This is a genomic window from Persicimonas caeni, from assembly GCF_006517175.1.
Taxonomy (GTDB): domain Bacteria; phylum Myxococcota_A; class Bradymonadia; order Bradymonadales; family Bradymonadaceae; genus Persicimonas; species Persicimonas caeni.
Genome location: NZ_CP041186.1, coordinates 4,152,343 through 4,176,809, shown reverse-complemented (window position 1 = coordinate 4,176,809; position 24,467 = coordinate 4,152,343). Strand labels below are relative to the sequence as shown.

Below are 24,467 nucleotides of genomic sequence, written 5' to 3'. Positions count from 1 at the left end.
CCTGAACATGAAGACCGAGCCGTGTACGTATGCGGTTCCCGCACCACCAGATACGATTCGAGGAGAACGAAGATGCTGATCGACGTTATGACCAAGGACCGACACGAAGCCTACGAGGCATGGCAGCGAACAGACGACCTTCCGCGCATGGTCGTGATCATGAAAGAACGCGGAAAGATGCCGGAGCCGCCGGACTCCTTTGAAAAGCTGCGCGAGATGCACGAGGAGTGTGTTCGGATGGTGGAGGAGTGTGGTCGGACGATCGAGGAGAATATGCGGAGACTCCAAGGTGTACCGGAGCCCCACCCCTTGGACGCACCGAACGAGTGACGCTCGACCGAAGCTGAAATCCTGGAAAGATCGCTCTGCGGATTATTTTTCAGCAATTTAGGGCTTTTTTCCGTGGGTGGCGCACACCGGATCCCGGAGGGGTCTTGCCTCACACAACCCTCATCCGCCCCCTGAAGGCCCTCGGCAGGCTTGCACACCAGGTCCGTGCGCAAAATCTCACGGCGTCCCCGAAAAAATCGAGTAAATCGAAAATCGCAGCTCAATTCGAATCTCGATCAAGATCTCTCAGATGCTGGCCAAGCGGACTCTGCTCGACTGGACGCTTTAGAAGCTCCCGCACAGTGCAAATCGGTTCGTCTAGCGAAGCATCGCCTGCATCGGCGCGCTGTTGATCATCGCTCAGATGGCCTTCACCGTAGTCAACCACGTTTGCGTCAGCGTTCTTCATCGCTACTCACACTCGCGTAGTTCAGTCAACCTCGTTGTCAATTGGGGCTCGCCGACCACCGTAGTCCTCGCCTCATTGGTCATCTTCGTCCCGCGTCAAAGCGCCAGATAATCACCGGACGATTCATCCGGCCGTGCATGTGCGTAACGGGATGTCGTACGCAGCGACGCATGCCCCAGCGTTTGCTGCACCAAGTGCACCGGCGCCCCCCGGTCGAGAGCGTGGGAGGCGTGGGAGTGTCTCAGCCAATGAGGGCTAACCGACCGCTCCGACGTGTCGATCCCGGCGCGCGATGCCGCTTTGCGAACAATGCGGTACACTTGGCTCCGCGACAATGCCCCACCTTTTTGCGAAACGAAGACAGGATCGTCAGCGCCGGCGGCTTCGGTACGCAATTCAAGTAAACCCGACCAAAGTGACTCGGGTACAGGGATAGTGCGAGTCTTGCCGCCCTTCCCGTACACAACCGCAACTCCCGCACCTTTGTGTCGCTGGAGATCCCGCCACGTGAGACCTACGATTTCGGAGACGCGCAGACCGATCCCGTACAGTGTAGACAACAGGATCCGATCTCGGCCTTCTGCGAGGGCGAGTATCCGCTGCACCTCGGCTTCCGATAGAATTCGCTCACCCAGTGTCTCCTTCGACCGCGGGATCCTCAGCGCCTTGCCCACATTGAACCGAAGGTAGCCAACGCGATGGGCAAATGTGAAAAGTGAACGCAGGGCGGCCAGTTTCGTGGCCTGGGTGGATTCTGCGTAGCCTCGGTCGTCGAGCTCGCCAGACCATTCAACTAAGTGTTCGAGCTTGATTTCATGCAGCGGCCGGTCAATGAAGCCGAGCGCCTGGCCGACATCCAGCCGATAGGTGCGTTGCGTCGTCTGAGCCTTCTGCGACAACCACAACTCGATCAGCGCATTGTCGGTCCTCACGTTCGTCTGGCGTTCTGCTCGAGTCGGAGGCTCTGGTCGCCGCCGCTGAACGGAAATCTCTTTGGAATCGTCGAGGAGTTCGATTTGGCTCGTCATGCCCGCTCTCCCGAGAAACGCAACAATATGGCAGTAGTCATGCGTCACATGCATAAGCCTACCAGCTGGCCCTGACGGGAAGAAAGCAGGCCGAGCAGTGCGCCGGCAAAGGCGGTAGCCAGACCCTTCCGATGAATTTCCCAAAACCGCGCCCTTATCGATCTCAGTTCTTCGCAAGAGGCCGTTTTCAGCACATTTAGTCTACGATCAAAATGGGGCCTGGAACTCAAAAATCCTCCCGCAGAAACCAGGAGGATTAGCCGTACGCCGTACTCACCGAGATTTTGCCCAAACTACCACGGCCGAAGCACCCATCGTCCTCGCCCCCCGACAGTTGAGCACATGGACAGCCACGGCGAGACCAAATACTGTCTGCATGCTGCTGTAGTCCTCGAACCCCAGGGGGAAAACCCATGTCGAAGATTTTTGTTAGCCACGCCAGTAAAGACGCGCCCGTTTCCACTGCATTCGTCCAGCAGATCCTAGAAGGAGCTCTCGGATTCCCCCACAGGAGGATTTGCCACACGAGTTCTCCCGGCACGATACCGATCGGCAGCGACATCCCTCCATTTCTTCGCCAGGAACTCGACAACGCAGACCTGGTGATCCTGCTATTATCACCGAATTTCGCCGCGAGCCCGTTTTGTATGGCGGAACTCGGCGCCGCGTGGGTGCAGCGCAAGGCATTCCCTCTCTTGATTCCGCCCCAAGGCTATAACGACCTTGAGGGCGTGTTCGAAGTCACACAGGCTGCGAAACTCGATGTTCCAGCGGCTCTCGACGGGCTCCGGGATCGGATCATCGAAGAGTTTGAGTTTGATCACAAGAGCACTCAACGGTGGAACCCCGAGCGAAAGCTCTTTCTCGAGCAACTGGATGAGCTCGTTGCCGAACTGCCTCGGCCTGACCGTGTATCGCGCCAACAATATGCGACGCTTCAATCTCAGTTCTCCGATGCTCAAGACGCCGTTGAGGAAATAACTCGGGAACTGAAGGAGAAGGACGCCCTGATCGAGAAGCTCAAGGAAGCGAAAGATCGCGAGGAGGTCCGCGAAGTACTGGCTGAGTCTTTGGATGACTGGGGGAAATTCGACGAAATGGTTGCCGACGCGCGGGAACTCCTCGATGGCCTTGAAAAGGCCACTCGAGAGGCTCTCTTCCATAAACTCCATTCTGGGAATGGTTTCACGCCGGCCAGTGAACGTCGCACCGCGACTTGGCAGTCCTACTGGGAGGATGTCGAGGCCGCCGATGTCAAAAATGAGGTCACCATTGACCACGATCGCGAACTCGTCTTTGCCAACATGGACAAGCTACGCGTCGAGAAGGCTTTTGAAAGCCTCCAAGCCCTCGAAGAATGGCTAACGCATGACGAGAATGGCGCGAGCGAGCAATTCTTGGACTCGTATGTTGAGAAGTATGCCCGTAATCCGAATCTCGACGATCGCGACTTCTGGGACGCGCACTTGGAAAACGGTGGGTCGTGGTAAAGCTCGCGCCCTCGCAAGAGCGGGAACTCTCCCGATCGGCGCCCAGAACCGCTCCCTTATCGCTTTCGGTTCCTCGAGGGAGGCCGTTTTGAACGCATTTGGTCTACGATCAAAATCCCACCTCAAGTTGGAAAATGATCGCGTACAAATCGCCGATGGAAGGCGCAGGGTACACGACTACCTGAGGAGACGGCCACACTCTGACGCCCGACAACTGTGTGTGCTGACTTCCGCGTAAGAGGTCAACCTGCGCGAACTCCTGCGTCCGCCGAAGGAGTGGGACAACGGGTGAGCATCACCAACCCCGGAACGGGCAGTCGTGGAAGAGTGTTCTTCGCGCCTCACTTCCAGACAGCTCCGGTGATCAGCTTGTGGCCCGAGTAGACGATACGCCTCGCGTACGGCGAGGCTGAAGCTCCCTCACCACCAGCGTCAGCAACCTCGACGCCACAAGCGTGGGCACATGGTCGACCAAGTCACGCCAGAAATGCTCGTGTGGATACACGTCTGCACCCTTGCCTTCTCGGTCGCCAACGTGTTGTTTCACCGTCTCCACTCTTGATTCCGCCGGCCTGTTTCGGGCTCGGCGAGTGAACCGACGCGAAACAGTCGCTCATTCGACGTCTGCGACAAGCTCGCCATCATCTTCTTCACCCTGCTCGCACTCGGCTCTTTCCGGGCCGCCCAGCCCGTCCCCAAGCACGTAGTACCGGCTGCCAAGTCGAGTCACGTCGATCTCGCCGCGTTTGGCGAGCCGCCACCCTCGCTGATAGTCGAGACCAACCTGCTCGCACCATTCGGGAAGGGGGGTAAGCTTCTTCATCGCATCCTCCGGTTTTGCTTTGTAAGGCATCGCTCGTTGCGTACACGCCTCCCCATATATCAATCGATTACTGTGGCCTGCGGATCACACACCCGAATCTCGCGTGGTCTGGAACCGTCTCGGTGGGTCTGTGGATATGCGCCTCGCTCTCCTGCACTCTCGCGTGGTTTGCCGGAGTTCAAGAAAATCTCAAAAAGTTTCGTAAGAACTGCCGACACGCCCGGTATAGTATGTGGAGGCCCCTGTGCCCGGTGTTGGAGCACGGAATCAACGAGCGCGCCGAAAGCGCCGCCTCCGCGACGGAACGTTCACGAATCTTCCTTCAACGGAGAGAGCATGTTGGAAAAAACAGACCACATCGATGCATACGCCAAGCTGCGGGAGCGGCAGAACACGACTCCTCCTCGCACTCAGGCACGCGCCGCCAACGCCACCATCGACGACGAAGACCATGTCGTGGCTGTGGGCTGCGGGCAGGCGTGCGGACCCGACGGCAGTTCGAGAGCTGCGCTTGCCGCTGTCGAGGATCTCGACTTCGACCTGCAGCAGCTGCAACGGGAGGGAACTCTCCACATTCTCGTGGAGGCGGCCCTGGGCCGGCCATTCGACGAGATTCTTTCGGGCGTCCGCCTGATCTGGGATGCGGTCGGCGGGCCGTGTGCCTACGAGATCGATTTCGATTTTTTTGAGGGATTGGACGACGAGGTGATCATCAGCCTCATCGTTTGCCGGAGGTGATACGGAAAGCCCTTCTGTCAGTCATCAAGGCAGAGGGGCTTTTCTGCGACGAAGTCCGGAATGTGTACGAGATGGATGTCCTTCTCCTCGGTCCAATGCTCCACATGGTCCAACGCCTGCGCGAGAAAATCCTCCACATCGTCTGAAGCCTCTCGCGGGAAGACTCGTGATTGGAGCAGAAGCGTTGGAGTCGCCTCTTGGACCTTGATCCGCGGCCATTCTCCCTCCTCGGAAATGACGGTGGCAACACCACGAACCACGCCGCCTGTCACCACGACGCTCTTGTCCAAGGTGATAGCAGTAATAAGTGCAGCAGCGACCTGCTCTCCAGTCCAGTCTTCGTTCGTCTCTACGTTGCTGGAAAACTGGATTAGGTGTCCCTGCTGTGGCTGGTGGAGCAGGTTCGTCAATGCCAAAGCACGACTTTGTTCGAGAAGGTGTTCTGGCCGCACCGCAAGGTCATCCGTTTTCAAGCCGACCGACTGGGCTAGCTCTTGAGCGTGGAACGCGGCAGCAAGTGTCTGGAGGAGAGCATCGTCCACATCCTCAAAAGATACTCGCGGCGGAAGTTCGATCTCAGGAGAGGCTGCAACTCCATCTTCAAAATCGAACTTAACGTTTAGAGGTTTGTCTCTTCGAGCTCCGGCATTCATCAGACGCAAGACACGTCCCGCCCCTGCAGCTGGTGAAAGCTGAATCGGATCATCAGATTCAGGCATGCTAAGCGACAAGGAGATTTGACCGCGACCAAACCGAAAGTCTAGACACGGTGAACTCGCGCGGAATTCCACGTCCGCACGTTCAAGCCCAAATTGCTCGACGACCCATGCGTTCGAGTAGATTTCAACCGGGAGCTTGACTGGCGGGAACTGAAGGTCACCAGCAAGTGAAACTACAAGATTGCCGGCTTTTGCTCCTAACTCTACCCACGCCTCCGATTGCTGGTCGTGCCAGCGCATTTCCTCCGGCGCGCGGACCCGACTCCCGAATCGCTGCTCAAAAGCCTCGAATTTCGCCAGTTCGAGCTTCTTGGTCTGCCCGAGGTAAAAGTCGTTCAAAGTCTGGATTAGAGCTTCCCGGTTTGGGGCTTCAATTGCTGCCGTCCCTCCAAACGGAAACGTCTCGCTGACCCCAGCCTGCTTCAACCATTCACGTTTCAAATCAGCGTACTCGTCTGGAGCAGTTCCCGCTGCCGCTCTCAGTTTCTCACTCAGTAGATGATGATCGTTCGGGTCGAGGGGTTCTGCGCGAGACCAATTCAGGTTCTTGGTGAGCTTGCGGAACTTCCGCACATCATCCTCAGCCAGGTTAGCGAGGCGCTTTGCAACTTCACCTACGAGATGTTCCCCCACGTGAATGAGATACGCTTCTTGGGGCACCGAGCTGTCGTCGATTTCAAGAACATAGAAGAAGCAGGGACGAGAGTCCTTGGCAAAACGCTCCCAGTGCTGCAGCGCGACGCTCATTGACTTGGATCCGCTGCGGGTGCCCTTCACCTGAACGAATGCCCGTTGTTCGACGGCCCTATTAAACATCTCCGAAGCATCAAATTGAACATGGATGTTCTCCGGGAACTCCAAAATAAAGTCCCAACCGCGGCGATCATGGGCGGGCCGATGGCATTCGAATCCAGCACGCGTTACGATACTGCGGAAGTGATCTTCTGCGATGTCGCCGGTCTTACTCATTGTCCACTTCTCGTAACGGTATCAGTTACGCCCTTTCTATCCCCGACTCTAAAAAGCGCACGATGCACCCGCGGAGCCACACGGCCGGAACGGGTTAAAAAGGCCGGATCTTTCTAGCCATCACCGCCCCGTTTGCCCACTCTGGTGACAGTCAAATGGCATGGGTAAATCAAGTGCCAAGTATCTCGCTAACTTCGTTCCTAACAGCGATTCCCAGACGCTCTAGAGCATCGTCGGCATCGTCGAGTAGAGCACTCCAGTTGTAAGAATCTGGCTCAAGAGCCCCTTCCCACAGCGACCGGAGCGCAGAATAGGCATCTCCTGCAGCGACAATAGTCTGGTCGTTTCCGATTAGCTCGATTTGTCGTACGTCAACGGCCATTTCATTTAGCTCCTCCCAGCTCTGCTGACGAAGTCGCCGACTTGTCTCTTCGTCCAAGTTCATAGTCTCCCGCTGTATTCGAAGGAAGACGGTCATCGCGGACACGAAATGCTCCATGAGCGCTTGAACTCGCACCTGAGCAAGTACCGTACGCTCGGCAACTTCTGCGCTCCGTGCAACAGCCGCTGTTCGCTGCCATGCGAATATGGCTACCCAAGCGCTAACAACCAAAGAGAGAATACTGACTCCAAGTTCCATACTTGCCACCCACCAACTCGATGAAATTAGGTAATTTGAGCCTGACTAGCACCGGGACCTTGCCACGTGCCCCTCTAAAATCAAGCCATCAACTCTCAGCGAAGACTGCCGGTTTTCCATCGCCCTTCGGCCCGCCCAGCGGCTCCTCCAGAGATCGCTCCGGAAATCCGTCTGTCGAGTAGTCGATGTATGTGTCTGCACCTTCCGTCACGGCGAGTATGACTCGATTGATCAGGCTCTGAAACGCCCGTACGTGCCGCATCAAAGTGTCATAGTGTTCGTCTTGGTACGTACGCCCGTGGGCCGGATGGTTCCGCTCGCTGAGCGCCGCCTTCTCGACATCGCCGAATTCCAGTCCAAGGTGTTCCATCAACACTCGAGACTGCGCCGTGAGCGAGATCTTGTGAAAATACGAAAGCTTCGAGAGTAGATCCTCGACGGTGGCTCCAGGGCACAGAAATTCGTCATCCACCAGTCCCTTCACTGCAGCCTCAAGCGCAGGTCGAACAGTCTCTCGATATGCCTTCTTTTCAATCAGGGTCGTCGGCAAGTCATGTTCAATGCGATCACGGATGTACTCGAAACTCGAGCCGTATACGGCTGGCCCCACATCCATAACGGTTCTTCGGGCCAAGAAGTAGAACCGCTTCAACTCGTCGACGCACAGCAACTCATCGGCGTCGATGAGCTTCTGCGTAAGTTGCCGAATTTTCTCTTCATCAAAGAGATTCCCATCCAACCAAGAGCCTGAGCCTGCGATATTGGTCATCGGAGCAGTCCCGCCGCTAACAGCACCGATAACCTTCGTGAAGGTTTGAGAAACATGACGCGTTTTGATCAGCCAACCGTCATCGTTGAACCAAGAGGTACTTACCAGAATGAGTTCGCCGCCTAGAGCGAAGGACAGGGATTGACGAATAAGCCGTCGTTCTTCTGCACTCGGAACAGCCCCAGCGTACTCGACAAAGCCGGGAAGCCACTTCTGCGGTCCCCCGGTGGTACAGCCCACATTGACTTCGTACTCACTCTCATTGACCACAAGTGATAATGACAGGTGGTCTAGACCATCTTGGTTGCGGCTCCGCATTCGCTCCCACTCAATCCCCTCACGACGTCGCTTATGCGACACATCCGTGTCAGCGTCGGTTGCACGAGGAAAGATGAGTTCGTGACGCAGATTGAGAACCCAATCGATCGCGTGAACCGGTTCATCGTCGCGAAGAACTCTTTCGAGTGCCGCACATCGCCACTTCTCTGTCACCTGGTTCGGCTCGCCGCATGAAGATTGCCGTTCCTTGTCCAATCGAAGCGAGTTGTAGCATGTAACAGCACACTCACTCAGTTCCTTAAACTCGAGCGTTTCACCCTCGATACGCTGACCCGGCACTCGGGATTTCCCATCCTCTTCCTCGTCGTCCCGCGGCGGTGGATCATATGACGTTCCGCACGCCCATAAAGAGAAGTCGGACCGACGCTCGATCTCGAAGAAGTCACACGGCGACTCAAATTCCGGTCGGCAAATCTCGCTCGGCAGTTTCTCCCATTTCCACTCGTCTGGCATCATCAACGTCTACCTCTCACTCGCACCGCGCGCACTAGCGCAGTGTGCCGCAGTAACGGCCTCCGGCTCATGTTGGGTGCAGATAGTCCAATAGGCTGTTCAAGAAAACAACCTTTCTTACTGTACGCCCTCGCCTCATCCCGTTTATTACGATCAACAAATTCCGGCAGCACAGCGACTCGAGGTTGCGGAACCCGCGTCCAGATCGCACAATGTCTCCGACCGACCTCCTGACATCAGAGGGGCCGCATCTCCTCGACCGATTCGCGCAACGCAGTTCGAACCCTCCCACTGTTCGACGCCCAAAACCGCGGATCGAATAGACGGGTACCTTCGTGTTATAGGTCGGAGCCAGAAAACTGGCGACTGGATGAGATTGTAGTGAGGACGCCTGGTGAATGACTTTGCACAACCTGGCGAGACTGTTGAGCTTCCCACCCTTCAGGGTCGGCTCGAGCAATCCGACGTGACGGCTGATTTGACCGGCGCCGGCCTGCTTGTCGACCGGGTCGAGCTGATCGCACGACTATACAAAGAACATCAAAGTTGGGCGGAGGTTCGGGAGATTTGGCACTCGCAGCGTATCAGCGAGCGCGGGTCGCGCGGCAGTGCGCAGAAGATCTTTCGGATCTTGCGGCGCCGGCTACAGACGGGAGCTTCGCACCTGCCGTCAGTTCCCCAACTGGCCGAGATTCTCGATGCGTGTCGCGGAGAGCGGGCGAAGGCGCAGCTCGTGTACCTGTACCTGGTCGAGGCGGACTCGCTCGTGAAGTATGTGCTCCACGAGATCCTGCGAGACTCGAAGCCCGATGCCAACCAGTGGGATCTGTCGTCCGACCGCCTGATGAGGATCCTCGACGAGTTTCGGGATGCCGACGGGGAGCCGCTTCGGTATGCGACGTCGACGCGGAAGCGGTTGGTGGAAGGGATACGGTCGGTGCTGCACGAGATTGGCGTGCGCAAGCGTCCCTACGATGACGAAGGCGTCGTTCCGACGCTCGACCGGGAAGTGCTGTTGGTCGCGGCCGGGTACTCGTGGTCGAAAGAAGGCGACCGGTGGCAGTCCAGTCCCGTGGGCCTGCTCTATCTGTTTCAGCCGGTCCATCACCTGGACACGCTTTTCGACCGGGTGAACGCAGATCCGACCTGGAGCACCCGCAATTTTCAGAACCAAGTAATGCTGCATCCCGAGGACGATCCCTTCTCGTTCGAGCTGTGAGAATGGGATTGCTTTGACTGACGATTGGTGAGGGAGAGGAGTTCAGACGTGAAGACGACCCACATCTTCGAGCGCGACCTCAGTGAACGGCTCGACGAGTCGATTCGTGTCGACCGCAACTTGGAGACCGAAGACCGTCTCGAGTTGCTGCGGCAGTACCACGTCACCGAGTCGGCGCGGGAGTTTCTGACCGAGCTATTCAGCCGACTGCAGGGTGACGTCTCCTACATGCGGCAGGGCTGGAACAATTGGCTCTACGGATACTACGGCAGCGGCAAGAGCCACCTGTTGACCGTGGTCGGCCTGCTCACTGATTCCGACACCATTGAAGAAGACAGTCGCGATCAGGTCTGGGAAGCCTTCAGCGAGGGCAACGCCGGGCTCGAGGAGCTGCGTAAGTCGTGGAACGGGCTTCTCGACGGATTCAAGACCATCCCCGTCTTCATCAACCTGCTCAAATATCAGGGCCAGGCCGAGCGTGGCTTCGGTGAGATCCTGCTGGAGGCGGCACACCTCAAACAGAAGCACTCGCCCAGGCTGCAGGTCGCGTTCTTCGAGGATTGGTACGAGGATTATGTACCGCGCGCCAAATGGGCGAAGCGTGCCCTGGACGTGCTCGACGATGCCGGGGTGTCGGTCGACGCTGAGGACGTGTGGCCGAAGGTCCAACGCTATCGCGTCCTGTCGGACATCGTGCTCCCGCGACTCTATATGGACGTGGCCGACGCCAAGGAGAGCGACGGACTTCGCGACGTCGTCACACGGGATCTGCGCCCCGAAGCCGTCGTCCAAGAGCTCGAGGCGTGGAGAAAGAAGCTCGACGCCGAGAGCGACCGCGATGTGAAGCTCGTGCTGCTCCTCGACGAGATCAGCCTCTTCATCGGCACGCAGTACAACCTGCTGACCGAGCTCAACTCGGTGGCCGAGAATATCGACGAGGTCGGTCGAGGCAATATCGTCAGTGTCGTCACCGCCCAGGAGAAGATAGCCGATGTTCGCACAGACTACGTGCCGAAGGCAGTGTCGTTCGGGATCCTGAGCGACCGGTATCCCTACCAGTACAACCTGCCGTCGAGCCACGTCGGCCGGATCGTCCAGCGACGCCTCCTGCACAAGTCGAAGAAAGGCCGAAGCTGGGTCATCGACAACGTCGTCAACCAGGGCGTCCCGCCGGCCGATGCGTACATCTATTCGAACGTCCAGCAGAACACGACGCCGCGACTCAACGACGTCGACAACGATGAGTTTGCGGACTACTTCCCGCTGCTCCCGTATCACCCGCCGCTGTTCCTCGAGATCCTCTCGAACCTTCGCAACCGCGAGTCCGAGACGGCGAAGTCCATCTTCTCGGGCACCGCACGCGCGGTGCTCGCCATCGTCAAAGGGCTGCTCGAGGAGTGGGTCGACAAGCGCGACGAGAAGGAGCTCGTCAACCTCGTCGACTTCTTCGACATCATCCGGCCCGAACTCGAGAACATCATCCCGGACAAGCTCAAGACCATCACCGCCATCGAGAACGAGGTCGCCGACGGATCCCTCGAAGAGCTCGACAGCAAGGTCGCCAAGGCCGTCCTTCTGCTGACCTACGTGCCGAACCACATCCCGTTGGAGGCGCATAACATCGCTGTGTCGATCATGCGCGACACGCAGCGCGCCGATCCGCTCAAGATGGAGAATCGCGTCACCGATTCCCTGCGCCGGCTGAGCACGTATATCCGCCCGAGCGAAAACGGCGGGCCGCATCTTCGGTTTACGACGCCCAAGGAGCGAGACATCCTCCGTCGGGCCGCCCAGATCGAGAAAGACGTGGATTGGCACAGCTTTGCTAAGACCGTCGAAGAGCACCTGTGGGAGGACCTGCTCGACCGCCTAGACTTCCAGGGGAAACTCTCGTTCCCGAGGACGGACCAACGTTATCCTGTAAGCTACGAGTTTGCCGTCGACGGGATCGACTTCGGCAAGAAGTTCGGCTCGCCCGATGGGTTAGCTGTTCCGATTGCTGTGCGCGGCTTGCTGCCCGATGACGTGGCTGGCGCGCCTCCGTCCCCGAACGAGGCCGTGCTCGAGTGGACGGTATCTGACAAGGATCGTCAGGGCGTGCGCGACCAACTCACGACCTGGGCAGCGTTGTTCCAGGCGGCGAATGAGAGCGACCACGTACCCGAGTCGATTGCCGAAGACCTTACGGAGCAGCGTCACCGTCTGCTCGGCAGCGTTCGCGGCCTTCTGGTCGAGGGAAGCTTCCGAGTGCAGTCCGATAAGGGACTCTCCAGCATCAGCAAGGCGCTCGAGACGCTCCTCGACAAGCGGTTCCCAGAACACTTCCACCCGGAGATGTCTGCGGTTAATCAATCGACCCTCTCCCAGCTTAAGGGCCTAAAACCAGGTGAGCCCCTTCCGGATTGGGCCGCACGCGTCGGCGTGTCCGAAGGCACTGCGGATGAGGAGCAGGGGAAAATCGCCAGCAAGGTCTGGGCCCTTACCGGCCGGACGCTTGCCCAAAACGGCCAGGAGCTCAGCGTCAACCGGCTGCTCGAGCTCATTGCCGAGGCAGAGCCAATCTACGAAGACGCAAAGCCTGCGCTCATCGCACTTATCTGGGGAGAGTGCCGCCGGCCTATGACCAGGTTCCGCGTGGTGGGGAATGACGGCAGCCCAGTCGATGAAGACGTACTCCTCGATCGCAGCCGATGGCACGAGACACGGATCCAGCTCTTCGGAGATCCCGACGAAGACATCCGAGAGATCCTGGAGCGGATCCCGACGGTAGACCCGGGCGTCACAATCGGCGAAGCCTTCGATCACTGGCGGCAATACCTCAACAACAACCGCCAGCGGCTACGCGCCCTCCTCAAAGTAGTCGAGTACAAGGACGAGAAGATCCGGCAGCCCGAAACAAGCCGCCTGATGTCGGCGTTTCTCGACGGCCTTCGCAGCCGCCGCGATGAGATCGACTCCCAGCTCGAACAGCTCAAGCAACGCGAAGCGAATTGGGATGCGTTGGCCGATGCCTCTCTTGCGGTCGGCAATTGGATCGATGGCGCCCGGGAGACCTGGGATCTACGCGGTGCAAGCCTATTCGAATTCGAGGCGCTCCTTGTCCTGCAAAGCGCGGGCTTTCCGTGGCTTACCGACAAGACCGACACCGAGTTGTCGAAGCTCAGAAGTGAACTGGACGACGCGCGCAACATCGAATGGTGGAGCGAGCAGGGCTGGAGTGATCTGCGCGATACAGTCAGCTCCTTGCCCGATGCTCGCTCGGCGGTCCGGGAGGCATGGACCGCGTACTGCGAAGACGGCGACCGCCTGGAGCTCTTCGAGGCGGTGAATGAAAACCCGTGGTTCGCATCACTCGATGGGTTTTACACGCTACAAGTCCAGGACGAGTTCGAGCGCGCCTACCTTCGCCCGCTACGTCACTTCCAAAACGAATTCGATCGTTTGCGCCGAGGCGTCGAGCCGCTCGTCGACCAGAACGAAGCGGACATCGACCGTCTGGACCGGGCGGTAAAGGCGTTGCGCACTCTCGCGCAGAAGCACGAGCAAATGAAGGCTGACTCGGAGGTTGCCATCACCGAACTCCGCACCAAGTGGCAGTACTTCAAGGCCGTGATTGGAGAGTATCGCCCCGGCGATGTCGCCGGCGTAGGCATGTGGCCAGACGACGAGCCGGGCCTGCGTGAGGTTCTGCGAATGGTCTTGCGCAACCCGAAGCGCGGGACCGGCGGGAAACTCAAAGACTTCGAGCTCGAACAGACTGATAAAGGGGTGATCGTCCGATGAATACTCTGACTCAGGCCAAGAAGTTGGACCCACTCAAGGCGTTTCAGCAGAAGCTGGTAGACTTCGCTGCACGCAAGCGCCGCGGGATCCGCAACCCCTTCGTCATCGTTCCGGTCGATCCGCCCTACGAGCGTCGGATGACCTCGATTCTGGCATCGTGGGAACCCGAACCGGATCACCACACCGGTCAACTTCCGGTGAAGCGCATTTTCCTGGACGAGATCCTGCCGCAGACCGACGTCTATCGCACCGTGGTCTCGATCCCGCAGGCCGCTTTGGAGAGCGCGAGTGCGTCTGGCCTCGGCGATTATGACGTCACCGAGCGTGTCGAGCAGACGATGCGCGACAACCTCGCCACGGAAATCGTCGACCTCATCCTGGACGAGCACGAGGATATTCTGACCGTGGAGCGGCAGATCGTGCTGCTACTCAACCTCGGCAGCCTCTATCCATTTGCCCGGGCCTCGGAGCTGCTCGACGAGTTCGACCGCCGGCGCGCCCAATCGACCATCGGGATCCCGTTTCCCGGGTCGGTCATCGGCGGCAAGTTGGCGTTCTTCGGCGAGGATGCGCGGCACTACTATCCGGCCCATCGGATCGACCAGCAAATCAAGGGGCGGCATCTACAATGACCACTTCGACCACACAGAATGCTATGTCGGACAAAACTAAAAAGGGGACGCTCAAGCTGGATAAGAGCCTCTTTCATCACGATCCGACCCGAACGCTCGAGGAAGTCCAAAAGGTCAACGACGTCGAGCAGGCGAGAAACGACGTCCAGGAGTTCCATGAGACTCCGAGCGTGTCGCGCGTGTTAGAGGCTTTGGGTGAGCTCATTCCCGACGCATCTCACCGTGAGCGGTTCCTCTACCTTCACGCGACTTTCGGGTCGGGTAAAACGCACCTCCTGAAACTTGTCGGCTACGCGACGGCACAAAGTGATGCCCCGGAGGCCGCCGAAATTGCGAGCTTGCTCGGCGATAAGTTCTCGGGGTTCAAGCAGCTTAAGACGCAACTCAGCAATGCCAAAGTCGATCGGTTCATCCCCGTCTTCCTGAACCTGCTCGACCGTGATGCGTCCTCAGAGCCGCCGATCCCACTGCTGCTCTACAAGGCCCTGGGGCGCAAGCTGGGCAAGAGATTCGGCTACAAGACCGACCCGATGTGGTTGCTCGAGTTCGCCTTCCAGCTCGATCGCAATTTCAAGCTGTGGTCCGCGCTTTGGGATTACCACCTCGACAGCGACGATATGTACGCCGGCGCGTTCCGCGAAGCCTACGCCAAGCGCGGGATGATTCGCGGTTGGCTGACCCGTGCGGTGGCCGAGCTCGCCAACAAATCGGACGACCAGAACCTGCGCACCAAGTATGGAAGCGAGGCAAGCGTCCGTCGTGCCATCAACGCTGCCGAGAAGGCCGTCGACGCCGAGAACTTCACGGCCACCGAGCTCGCCGAGCGCATCCGATGGGCGAAGGAACTCCTCCAGAAGAGAGACGACGAGTCCACCGACTTCATCTTCGGCCTCGACGAGGTCGCCCTCTTCATCGGCGACGAGCGCACCCGCTACACCGAGTTCCGACGCACAATCGAAACGCTCGCCGACGAAGGCGTCCAGCCTGTCATCATCGGCACGGGCCAGTGGTCGCTGGCATCCATCCACAAGGAGTTTGTCGGCGATCCCGATCCGAACGCCTGGTACGCGAACGAAGTCGAGCTCGAGGGGACCGATACCGAGATCATCGTTCGCAAGCGTTGGTTGAGAAAGTCGCCTGAAAACTGGAAGGCCGTCAAAGAGGCCCTCGAAGCCAGTAAGAACGATATTCTGACCAGCGACGAACGCTCCGATATCGGCGACCGCGACTCGGCCGCCGTGGAATCTTATCCGTTCCGGCCTACCGACCTTCGCCACATGCGTGAGGCGTTGCAACACCTGATGAGCCGCGGCCGAACCACTCGCCACGAGTACGTGCAGGGACGCGCCTTGTTGGTGCAGGTCCGCGCTCTATTCACTGAACACGGGTGGTCCGGACGTGAGCTAGGCGCCCTGGTGCCGTGGTCCGAAATCTTCGAGCTTCTCGACGAGGAGACGCCGTTCATCCCCGGCTGGGTACGCACACTGCTCGAACGGATCGAGGCGACAGTCGGTGACGCATCTGACAAGGCAGTGGATGTCGCGCGCGTCATCTACCTGCTCAACCGTATCGAGGACGTCGATGCCACCCTCGACAACGTCGTGCGGCTTCTCGTCGGCAGCCTCGACGCGGACGTCAGCGGCCTACGCAAGGAAGTCGAGAAGGCGCTGGACATCCTCGTCAACGACAAGCGGTATGTACGCTCCGAAGAAGGTGGCAAACGCACGGCCCAGCCCGTCTATCGGCTCCTCACCGAAGACGAAGTCACGCTCGCCGAGAAGATCGAGGAGCGCGCCGCCGGCATCCAACTCTCGCGACTTCGCAACTGGATCGGCGAGGTTGTTCAAAACGAGCGACTGTTCGGCTCCGAGGGCCTGCGCCGCGAAGAGAAGGTAGGCGACGAACGCGATGTACCGCTCCGGACCTACTACACGATCCTCCGCGAATTGGCCGAACCCGCAGAAACACATGACGCCGTCGCCGTCCGCGTCGTGGTCACCGACGACGTCGATGCTGTACGCAAGCAATGGACCAAACTCCACCAGGACGGCACACGCGCCGGCGAGGATTTGCTCGTGGCGGCGTCACTGCCCTCCGGATTCGAAGACCGCCTACGGCGCCAGCTCGCCACAGAGTCCGTGCTCGACGCCACCACACAGGGATACGGCGACCTCCGCGACTCCAGCCTCGAGGAGCGCCGGCTTTTGCGAGAGGAGCTCTCTCACGTCCTCCAGGATGCGGCCATCTATGCCCGAGCCGGCAAGAAGATGGGCAAATACGCCGACTCGTTTGAGAAGTACATCGCGACCCAGGTCGTACCCGAGAAGTTCCCGCACCGAAAGACACTACAAATGCCACTTCAGGCCAGCGGCGATGCGCCCAAGCTGCAGGCGTTCTTTCAGTCCGAGCAATCATCGAAAAAAGCTCAGGAGTGGCCCCTCTCGAAGGCCGACGCCAAGATGCTCGGAGTCGACACGTTCAACCGAGAGATTTCGGGCGGCTGGGCGGCGGAGTTCTTCGAAGCATTCACTCACCAGGTTCAGGGCGAGGACCTCATCGAGGCGATTCAGGGCCGCGCCGGCCGTTGGCTCGGCACCGGCCTCGAAGCTCTCCAGGCGCTCCTACTGACGCTCGCCTGCGCTCGCCAAATCCAGCTCCGCCAGGGTGGCAAGACCATCCTCGAGCCAAAGCGCATGGCCGTCGCTGTTCGGGGTAAGACCAACATCGAGAGCCTCACGGTCAAGCTCGAGCCCCCCGTCGATGCATCGGAGCTCCAACGCCTCCAGACCGTCTATCGTGCGCTGACTGAAGAAGACAGTACCCCCGACGAGCCGGAAGCCATCGTCCACGCGATTGAGCAATGGGCGCGTGACCATGGTCACCGCATCATCGAGTTCCGCGATCGCTGCCTCGACAGCACGTTCGGCGACGAGAGCGAGGTCGACATCTCCGCTCTTCGCAAGCTGATCGAGCCGGTGTTCCGCGCCGAGCCAAATGCCCGCATCACTCGAGACGACCTCACTGACGATGGTGTCGTTCGCCAGGCCGAGATTTACCGAGATGTTCGGCCGTTACTCGTGGGTGACGAGACAGAGCAATGGCAGCGGTTCTTGGACCGCGCCGCAGAGCTCCAGAAGGACCACCGCACCCACGACCTCACGATTCAGTTCATGCGCCTCAAGTCGGGCCAGAAAGCCCCATCAGTGAGCGAGGTGCGATCCCTGCTGCGCCAGGCGAAGAGCATCGGAACAGCTGTCGGCGAGGCGCCGAATGGAGGTGACACCGCTGGTGACACTTCGGGCACCGAAGCGGAGAAAGACGCGGCGGAGGAAAGCGAGTCCAGCCCGGGCAGTGAACCCAGCGAGGCCGAGCTCGAGGAGCAATCCGAAGACGATGTGATTAACGACGTTGTCGAACGACTCAAGGACCTCCCGGAGGGGACTGTGGTCGTCGTAGAGAACAAGTGACGAATACAACCAAGCTTCCAATAACTCGGTGAAGCCGAGAGCAACATAAATATTATGAACAAGCCTGTGGATCCCATTGTAAAGAGCCAACTCGACCGTCCCGAGCGCCAGCGCCTCGAGCGAAAGGTCTGCGAGATGCGGGAGAAAGCCGAGAACGACATCGGTTTCCGCATCCGCGATTACTATGGAATCGAGGACGTTGACACCACTCCTGAGTACCTCAGCACGGAGGAGCAGGAGACGCGAGACAAGCTTATCGAGGCGGTTCACCGAGAGCAGGGCAAGAAGCGCGACTGGGAGAAAGCCGTCGACCTCTTCATCAAAGGTTGCGCGTACACACTCATCAATCGTCTCGCGGCGTTTCGGTGTATGGAGGTGCGGGGGTTCCTTGAGCGCGCCGTGACGCGATTTCGCGACGATGGAAAAACTCCTGCGGCCGATCCGGTCATCCGGAAGCATTTCCTCGATGACAAAGAGGGAGTGGCCGAGGCTTTTCGGGACGCATGTCGGCAAATGACCGACGAGATCGAGATCGTCTTTGACCCTACGAGCGCGTACAGCGTGCTCGATGTCGACTTGGATGACGCGCTATTCGATACGTATGAGGCGGTGTGTCGGCTATTGGATGAGGTTGATGATCAGACGTGGCGAGCCGACGACGTGCTCGGTTGGGTGTATGAGTACTACAACCTGCAAGACCTGCCGCGTGTGCAAGAAAAAGCGAAGTCGAGCGGTGGCCTAGATCCAGAGGACGTGCCGGCAGCGAACCAGTTCTACACGCCGCACTGGGTCGTTCGAATGCTCACGGACAACAGCCTTGGCAAACTCTACCTGGAGCATCGAGGTGAGTTTCAGGAGACCATTCAGCGCCAGGCTGAACTTTACCAGCCAGAGCAACGAAAGAGCCGAGAGAATTCACCAGAGGCTGCGCCGACGGTCGCTGAGCTGTGCGCTTATCTGGTTCCAAGCGATAAGGAGGGCCAGGCCACTGACACCCTGTGGAAGGGAGGCCCGGAAGAACTGAAAGTCATCGATCCAGCGTGCGGAAGTGGCCACTTTTTGCTCTACGCGTTCGACGTCCTCGAACGCATTTGGTGGAAGGAGCGTCCAAACCTGGATCGCTCGCGAATACCGTCGAAGATCCTACGCCACAACTTGTTCGGTGTGGATTTGGATATGCGGGCATGCCAGCTGGCTGCTTTTAATCTCTACCTCAAAGCCCGTACTCGGGCCGAGCAAGAGGGGGGCGCTTTCACCATGCCTCCAGTGGGTATCGTTTGCGCAGACGTTCATCTTGCAAGCCTTGAGGGCGCAGATGAAGTCTTCGCCGAGGTAGCCGATGGGAACGACGCGGTTCGAGAGGTCCTTCACGGCATACTGGATGCTTTCGAGGCAACAGAAGGTCTCGGTAGCCTTCTCGATGTCAAAGGGACGCTGTCCAAGTCATTCTTTGAAAAGGAGAAGGACCTTCCGCTTTTCTCGAGGAATCGGGATGTGCACGACATTCTCGAAGCCCTTCATAACGAGATCGGTCGTCACCGTGGGGACGAGTCTTTTCAGGCTCGAGACCTGAAGAGCTTCCTCCACCTACTCGTCGTGCTGTCACACGATTACGACGTTGCCCTAATGAACCCGCCGTACGGCGCCCGCAGCCGAATTCCCGCTGAGGTTAAGAAGTACATTGAGAAACACTACGACTACACCCCTGAGTTTTACATCAACTTTTTCGAGGTGTGTGAACGGCTGACGAAGGAGAACGGGCGAGTGGGCATGCTCGTCCCTCGCTCCTTTCTTTTCAAGCGCACGTTCGAGGAGTTCCGAGAAGACTTTTTCCAAGGCAGGGGGGCATTCGACTTCTTGGCAGAGTATGGGCTTGGAGTCTTAGATAACGCGACCGTTCGTACGGTTGGTACGGTCGTTCGAACTGGCCTATCAGCTGACGTGGACACCGTCGGCGAATTCTTCCGCCTTGCTGATCTGGAAACCACTGAGAAAGAAGGAGCCTTCCTCGCCGCAGCGTTTGGAGAGCCCACGGATGACGAGGTCGTGCGCAAGTATTCGCGCCCACTTTCCGAGTTCAAGATGATTCCAGGAGCGCCGGTTTCCTACTGGGTTCCAAAGCGGCTCCGAAGGCTGTTCGAATCAGACGTCGTGCTTGATGCGGAGAATGCTCGCCTGAACAAGGTAAGCCTCGGCGCCGTGAAGCAGGGGCTTGCAACTGGTGACGATGGTAGGTTTCTTCGGCACTTCTGGGAGGTTCCTGGCGATGAGTCGTGGGTTCCTATTGCCAAGGGAGGGGAAGATACTGCTGTTCTTCCCCGAGTAACCCTTTCAGCACAATGGGCGCACGACGGAAGTGAGATCAAACGGTATCCAGGTTCCCGAGCTCAGAACACACAGTATTATTTCAAGTTCGGAGTTACGTACAATCGGGTGAAGTCTGATGGCAGGAGATTTAGCTTGCTCTATCAAGGCTCGATCTTCGGAGACAAAGGTCCTGTCGTCATTCCATCGTCGGCGACAACAGTAGATGAGCTCCTTCCCATCGTGAGCTACTTGAATAGCCGACTGGTAACATATTTTGTTCTCTCCCAGACACCGGAGAGGATGTGGGAAATCGGTGAGGTTTCACGCCTGCCTTGGAAGCCTGAATTAGGTGTTCTGCCAGAACTGAGAGAACTTGCAAGGGAACTGACGGCGATCGTCGTTGCTCAACGTGGTGAGAGTATGACGTCTCCACATTATCGGGGCCCAGCCTTGCTTCCAATGACCAGCTCGGACAAACGCAGGTTGTCACTGTACCGGCATCCACACCGCCGTCTTAGCGAACATCTTCCAGAGCGCAAGCAAGAGCCGTTTGGACCAGAAATGTCGTTATCACAACGCGCTATTGCCGTCGAAAAGGCGCGAAGACAATTAGAGCAGGAGGCACAGGAGATAGAGGGACGAATCAACGAGGTGATCTTCCAGCATTTTGAAATTGATGAACAGGAACGACATGAGGTTTTCGCGGAGATCGCCCTCAGAACAAATGAAGATCCCCGCGAACAGGTCAATCAAGCTCCCGACGCCGTAACGGAACCGCCTGAGGACTATCGCGAACTCATTCAACGAATGCTCCTGCACCTTGTGCTTGAAGTCATTGAAGAAGATGAAGATGGTGTTGTTCCCCTACTACAGGAAAGCGATGATGAAGAGAGCGCTCTTCTTAGTCGGCTTCAGGGCAAGTTCCAGGAAGTTTTCGGAGAGCATGCCCATGACCGCCTCGAAGAAATCGATCAGATTCTAGGCCGCAAGTCGTCATCGAAGGAGGCGTACCCTAATATCCAGCATTGGCTAGAGCGGGATTTGTTCGACTTTCATATCTCGACCTTCGAGAACGCTCCAATTATCTGGAAGGTCACGACGGAGCGTCTCGTAGCTGACCCGAAGGCTGAAGGCTTCGCTTGCCTTGTTGGATACCACCAGCTGGACCACAACCTCTTCTCTACGATTCGTAATCGATACATTGAGAAGCGCGAGAAAGCGCTGCGGGAAAAGCTTACTGCGGCACGCCAACGCCTCACTGACGCAGGTCTCTCCGCGAAGGAACGGAATCGTTGGGAGATTGAGCAGGTGCGATGCGAGAGTGCGCTAAGGCAGATACAAGCTTTTCGTGACACCACCGCTGACCTCAAGCGTAGTCGCCCCCGAGACTGGAATGAGGAGAATCGACAGCTCGCAGAAAACCTCGCCGGCCTTGTTGCGGAGTTCCGGCAGCGGACAGCCGAACGATTGGAAACGCTCGACGCCGTCCATCAACAGATGCCGGAAAAGCAGTTCGTCGATCACTTTAGCCCAAAGTTCATGGAGTCGGTTAACGGCAACCGCGAAGAGTGGCTCGACGCCCTTGAGGACTTGGAAGAAGCATGCCGCGCATACGCTGCTTCAAATGATCAGCCGGTACGTGCGCATCTGTACGACCTCTTCGTCTACTTCGATAAGCTCGCAGGATCGACACACTATGCGAGCAACGGCATCCTCTTCATGAACTACTATTTCGAGAAGGGGAAAAACTACCTAAAGGCCGCTGGCCAACTCGAAACTGGCCTGCAGCCCCACGAGCGACTTTTGGGCGAGTTGGCACGCGAGACTGGACGCGACGTGGAACTTGGCGAGCAGATTCGGAAGGCGTGTAAGAAGCTGAGCAAGGAGCTTCCGTCTGACTGGAAGACGCGCGCGCTTGAGGAGGTCATGGTAGCCGGTTGGAATCCGGTCAAGAAGCACGGCGTGGCCATCAACATTCAGCCGCTCGCCGAGGCCAAGATTGTGCCCAAGAGTGTAGATGAGAACGTCATTTGATGCGCTGGCGAGTGAACGAGCGCCCTGACCAATCAGAAACGAGCATACGAACGGATTGACAGCCATGAAGCCAGTCACTGGACCTCCAACGCGGTCGCTTCAGGATCTCGCGCAGGAGCTCATCGAGACGACCTGCAAAATTGCAAAGAAGCACGGTGATCATCGCATCATCTGGTGGGATGACGGCGGCTTCCTCGAAGAGGTCGTTCGCAAAGCCTGTGACCGACGTGACGAATTCGACTTTGTAGGTGTGGCAAAGGACGAGAGTTCGCTGTTGCTCCGCAAGCGTGTCCAGGAGAGGGCGAGCACCGCCGGAACGGACTCCTTTCAGGTCCTGTATATCCCGCACGAACGCGGCGACCGAGCGTGGTTTCGAGATGTGGAGGAAGGTGGCGCTCGGATCCCCGTCGGGATCGAGGAACTGTCTGCGCGACTCTATGGTGTGCAGCGTTGGGAGGTATTCGACGACACGCTCGAGAGCGCCGGCCAAGAGAGCCGACGTGCTGACCGGGCCGAATATCTCCTCGAGCAACTCGGCCACACCGCCACAGGGCGCCCCGACCTGCCGACCTTGCAGGCCGAGCTTCTGACCAACGGTCACGGCCGACCCGACGAGTACATCCTGAAGATGGGTTGGGGCGACATGAGCGACGACGAGGATACCGTCGCCCGGGTGCGCCAGGAGTTGACGAAGGCCGGTGTAGTTGGACTCGAAGACAGCGACGGTCCGCAGGCTATTGAAGAGAAGGTGCGCAAGTGGGCTGTCGCACAGTGGATGCTTCACGAGGGCTTTCCGGCCGACGCCTTGCCGTCACCGTATGACGGTTCGGTCCCCTTCGAGCACCACCGTATGCGGCAAATGCTCGAGGGTGTGCTCCGAAAGGCGAAGCGCAAGGAGCCGCTGGATCGGATTTACCTTGGCGAAGCTCGCTTTTTCAAAGATGCCATCTTGCGTTTCGGTGAGGCCTGGCGGCTCGCCAAGTGTCCGGTCAACGGGGCGCTCGACGAGGAGCTTTGGAAGCTCTGGTTGAGTGACTTCGAGCGTGGCGAATACGAGCAATGCCACGAGCGTGCAGTTGTACGGAGAGATGCGCTGTGTGATGCGTATGACGTCGATGTACACGGGATCGGCGCGGATGACTCGCCGTGGATCCGCGCCTGGGAAGAAGCTGCACAGATGGCCGACCTCGCCCGGCGCTACGAGACCTGGGAAGAGCTGGGCGATGTTCCAATCGCGACGCTGTACGGCGACCAGGACGAGGGAACGTGGAAGATAGACCGTGCGGTTCGCCGGATCGTCGTGTCGGGTCATCCTGAGCGCGATCTGCCGTCGTGGCATCCCGCGCGCGGCGGTCTCGGTCCGAAGCGCGATGAGCTCGTGACGACTCAGTACGTCAAGTACATGGAGGCGCTCAGCACTCGTTGTGCGAAGGCTCTGGAGATCGGCGAGGTCTTCGAGGGCGTGACGAGAACGCACGGATTCCTGTCGGAGCACTGGGACAAGTTCAACACCACCGAGCGAGTCGCGGTGTTCTACATCGACGCCCTACGCCTCGACCTCGCCTACGAGTTGGCCGAGCGTCTTAGCCAGGCCGGCGACGAAGGCGCAGCCTACACCATCGAGTCCCACATCTGCGCCGGCGTGCTCCCCTCGGAGACACACTTCGGAATGGGAGCCATCACACCTGGCCGCCCTGATACATATCGAGTCCGCTTCAAGGATAGCTCGGGCAAGCCCAAGCTGCGCGCCCAGCGCAAAGGCGACGACCTGAGCACGAACAATCGCAACACACTGCTCGAGCGCGAGGGTTGGAGCGTAACACGGGATCCCAACGATGGCTGGGAGGAAAGCCGCCACGTCGCATACTTCGACACCGAAATCGACGACATCGGCGAGAAAGACCTGTCCGGCATCGAGCACAAGCTCTCCAGGCGAGTCGAGGAACTAGCCGAGCTGATCGAAGAAGTCATGGAGCGTGAGACCTGGACCAAGGCGTTCGTGGTCGCCGACCACGGCTTCGTGCTTTTGCCCGAAGAGCAGACCAACTTCGAGGACGTCTCAGTCTCCGACAAGAAGGTCGATGTCGCCCGACGCCGGACTGCGAGCCGAGGTCACGACAAAACCTTCACCGACAGCGTCATGGTGGATTCGTCGACTCCCGGATTCGACTACCTGGACGACGACGTCCACCTCGAGCTTCTGACTCAGCCGCTGCAGCGTTTCGGCAAGCAGGGCATCAGCGACCTTCGCTACTACCACGGCGGTGCGTCACCTCAGGAGTTTATCCTCAATTTCCTAGAGATAACGAAGGAGTAGC

General features: G+C 58.5%; 14 protein-coding genes. 9 read left to right on the top strand and 5 right to left on the bottom strand.

Translation table 11 applies throughout. The features are described from left to right. The first annotated feature begins 72 nt into the window (after positions 1-72). Positions 73-330 (top strand): hypothetical protein, encoded by a 258-nt coding sequence (locus tag FIV42_RS15390; protein ID WP_141198553.1) that lies wholly within the window; start codon positions 73-75, stop codon positions 328-330. Between the two features lie 504 nt (positions 331-834). Here FIV42_RS15390 and FIV42_RS15385 read toward each other — a convergent pair. Further along, the gene (locus FIV42_RS15385; RefSeq protein ID WP_168210678.1) at positions 835-1,767 is read right to left on the bottom strand and encodes a tyrosine-type recombinase/integrase; all 933 of its coding nucleotides are present in this window, start codon (positions 1,765-1,767) and stop codon (positions 835-837) included. A 413-nt stretch (positions 1,768-2,180) separates the two neighbouring features. Between FIV42_RS15385 and FIV42_RS15380 the strand changes: the two genes are divergently transcribed. Beyond that, a complete protein-coding gene (locus FIV42_RS15380; RefSeq protein WP_141198551.1) occupies positions 2,181-3,257 on the top strand; it encodes a toll/interleukin-1 receptor domain-containing protein in 1,077 nt (358 codons plus the stop codon). A 613-nt stretch (positions 3,258-3,870) separates the two neighbouring features. Here FIV42_RS15380 and FIV42_RS15375 read toward each other — a convergent pair. Then, positions 3,871-4,080 carry a hypothetical protein gene (locus FIV42_RS15375; RefSeq protein ID WP_141198550.1) on the bottom strand — a complete coding sequence of 70 codons (210 nt, stop codon included), beginning with the start codon at positions 4,078-4,080 and terminating at the stop codon, positions 3,871-3,873. A gap of 336 nt (positions 4,081-4,416) precedes the next feature. On the opposite strand from FIV42_RS15375, the gene FIV42_RS15370 reads away from it, so the two are divergent. Next, positions 4,417-4,818 (top strand): hypothetical protein, encoded by a 402-nt coding sequence (locus tag FIV42_RS15370; protein WP_141198549.1) that lies wholly within the window; start codon positions 4,417-4,419, stop codon positions 4,816-4,818. A 17-nt stretch (positions 4,819-4,835) separates the two neighbouring features. On the opposite strand, the gene FIV42_RS15365 is transcribed toward FIV42_RS15370, so the two are convergent. The 3 genes from FIV42_RS15365 to FIV42_RS15355 all read right to left on the bottom strand — a co-directional run bounded on the left by FIV42_RS15365 (position 4,836) and on the right by FIV42_RS15355 (position 8,707). Beyond that, positions 4,836-6,506, bottom strand: coding sequence for a DUF4365 domain-containing protein (locus FIV42_RS15365; protein WP_141198548.1), 1,671 nt, complete (start codon positions 6,504-6,506; stop codon positions 4,836-4,838). A gap of 169 nt (positions 6,507-6,675) precedes the next feature. Next, entirely contained in the window at positions 6,676-6,993 is a 318-nt protein-coding gene (locus FIV42_RS15360; RefSeq protein ID WP_141198547.1) for a hypothetical protein, read from the bottom strand. Positions 6,994-7,234: 241 nt separating this feature from the next. Beyond that, positions 7,235-8,707, bottom strand: coding sequence for a hypothetical protein (locus tag FIV42_RS15355; RefSeq protein WP_141198546.1), 1,473 nt, complete (start codon positions 8,705-8,707; stop codon positions 7,235-7,237). A gap of 394 nt (positions 8,708-9,101) precedes the next feature. Here FIV42_RS15355 and FIV42_RS15350 point away from each other — a divergent pair, with 394 nt between their 5' ends. The 6 genes from FIV42_RS15350 (at position 9,102) to pglZ (ending at position 24,466) form a co-directional block, all read left to right on the top strand. After that, positions 9,102-9,926, top strand: coding sequence for a BrxA family protein (locus FIV42_RS15350; protein ID WP_168210677.1), 825 nt, complete (start codon positions 9,102-9,104; stop codon positions 9,924-9,926). Between the two features lie 48 nt (positions 9,927-9,974). Continuing rightward, the gene (locus tag FIV42_RS15345; RefSeq protein ID WP_141198544.1) at positions 9,975-13,709 is read left to right on the top strand and encodes a hypothetical protein; all 3,735 of its coding nucleotides are present in this window, start codon (positions 9,975-9,977) and stop codon (positions 13,707-13,709) included. Positions 13,710-13,732: 23 nt separating this feature from the next. Beyond that, the gene (locus FIV42_RS15340; protein ID WP_222615242.1) at positions 13,733-14,341 is read left to right on the top strand and encodes a BREX protein BrxB domain-containing protein; all 609 of its coding nucleotides are present in this window, start codon (positions 13,733-13,735) and stop codon (positions 14,339-14,341) included. 23 nt (positions 14,342-14,364) lie between these two features. Further along, positions 14,365-17,808: a hypothetical protein gene (locus tag FIV42_RS15335; protein WP_141198542.1), complete on the top strand. Its 3,444-nt coding sequence runs from the start codon at positions 14,365-14,367 to the stop codon at positions 17,806-17,808. Positions 17,809-17,862: 54 nt separating this feature from the next. Then, positions 17,863-22,149 (top strand): BREX-5 system adenine-specific DNA-methyltransferase PglX, encoded by a 4,287-nt coding sequence (gene pglX, locus FIV42_RS15330; protein ID WP_141198541.1) that lies wholly within the window; start codon positions 17,863-17,865, stop codon positions 22,147-22,149. A 64-nt stretch (positions 22,150-22,213) separates the two neighbouring features. Further along, on the top strand, positions 22,214-24,466 hold the full coding sequence (pglZ, locus tag FIV42_RS15325) for a BREX-5 system phosphatase PglZ (RefSeq protein WP_141198540.1): 2,253 nt from the start codon (positions 22,214-22,216) through the stop codon (positions 24,464-24,466). Position 24,467 lies beyond the last annotated feature (1 nt).

Excerpts from the sequence above, each read along its gene's own strand:
- FIV42_RS15355 (WP_141198546.1), bottom strand. The coding sequence starts at position 8,707 with ATGCCAGACGAGTGGAAATGGGAGAAACTGCCGAGCGAGATTTGCCGA.
- FIV42_RS15390 (WP_141198553.1), top strand. The coding sequence starts at position 73 with ATGCTGATCGACGTTATGACCAAGGACCGACACGAAGCCTACGAGGCA.
- FIV42_RS15335 (WP_141198542.1), top strand. The coding sequence starts at position 14,365 with ATGTCGGACAAAACTAAAAAGGGGACGCTCAAGCTGGATAAGAGCCTC.
- pglX (WP_141198541.1), top strand. The coding sequence starts at position 17,863 with ATGAACAAGCCTGTGGATCCCATTGTAAAGAGCCAACTCGACCGTCCC.
- FIV42_RS15385 (WP_168210678.1), bottom strand. The coding sequence starts at position 1,767 with ATGACGAGCCAAATCGAACTCCTCGACGATTCCAAAGAGATTTCCGTT.
- pglZ (WP_141198540.1), top strand. The coding sequence starts at position 22,214 with ATGAAGCCAGTCACTGGACCTCCAACGCGGTCGCTTCAGGATCTCGCG.
- FIV42_RS15365 (WP_141198548.1), bottom strand. The coding sequence starts at position 6,506 with ATGAGTAAGACCGGCGACATCGCAGAAGATCACTTCCGCAGTATCGTA.
- FIV42_RS15370 (WP_141198549.1), top strand. The coding sequence starts at position 4,417 with ATGTTGGAAAAAACAGACCACATCGATGCATACGCCAAGCTGCGGGAG.
- FIV42_RS15375 (WP_141198550.1), bottom strand. The coding sequence starts at position 4,080 with ATGAAGAAGCTTACCCCCCTTCCCGAATGGTGCGAGCAGGTTGGTCTC.
- FIV42_RS15380 (WP_141198551.1), top strand. The coding sequence starts at position 2,181 with ATGTCGAAGATTTTTGTTAGCCACGCCAGTAAAGACGCGCCCGTTTCC.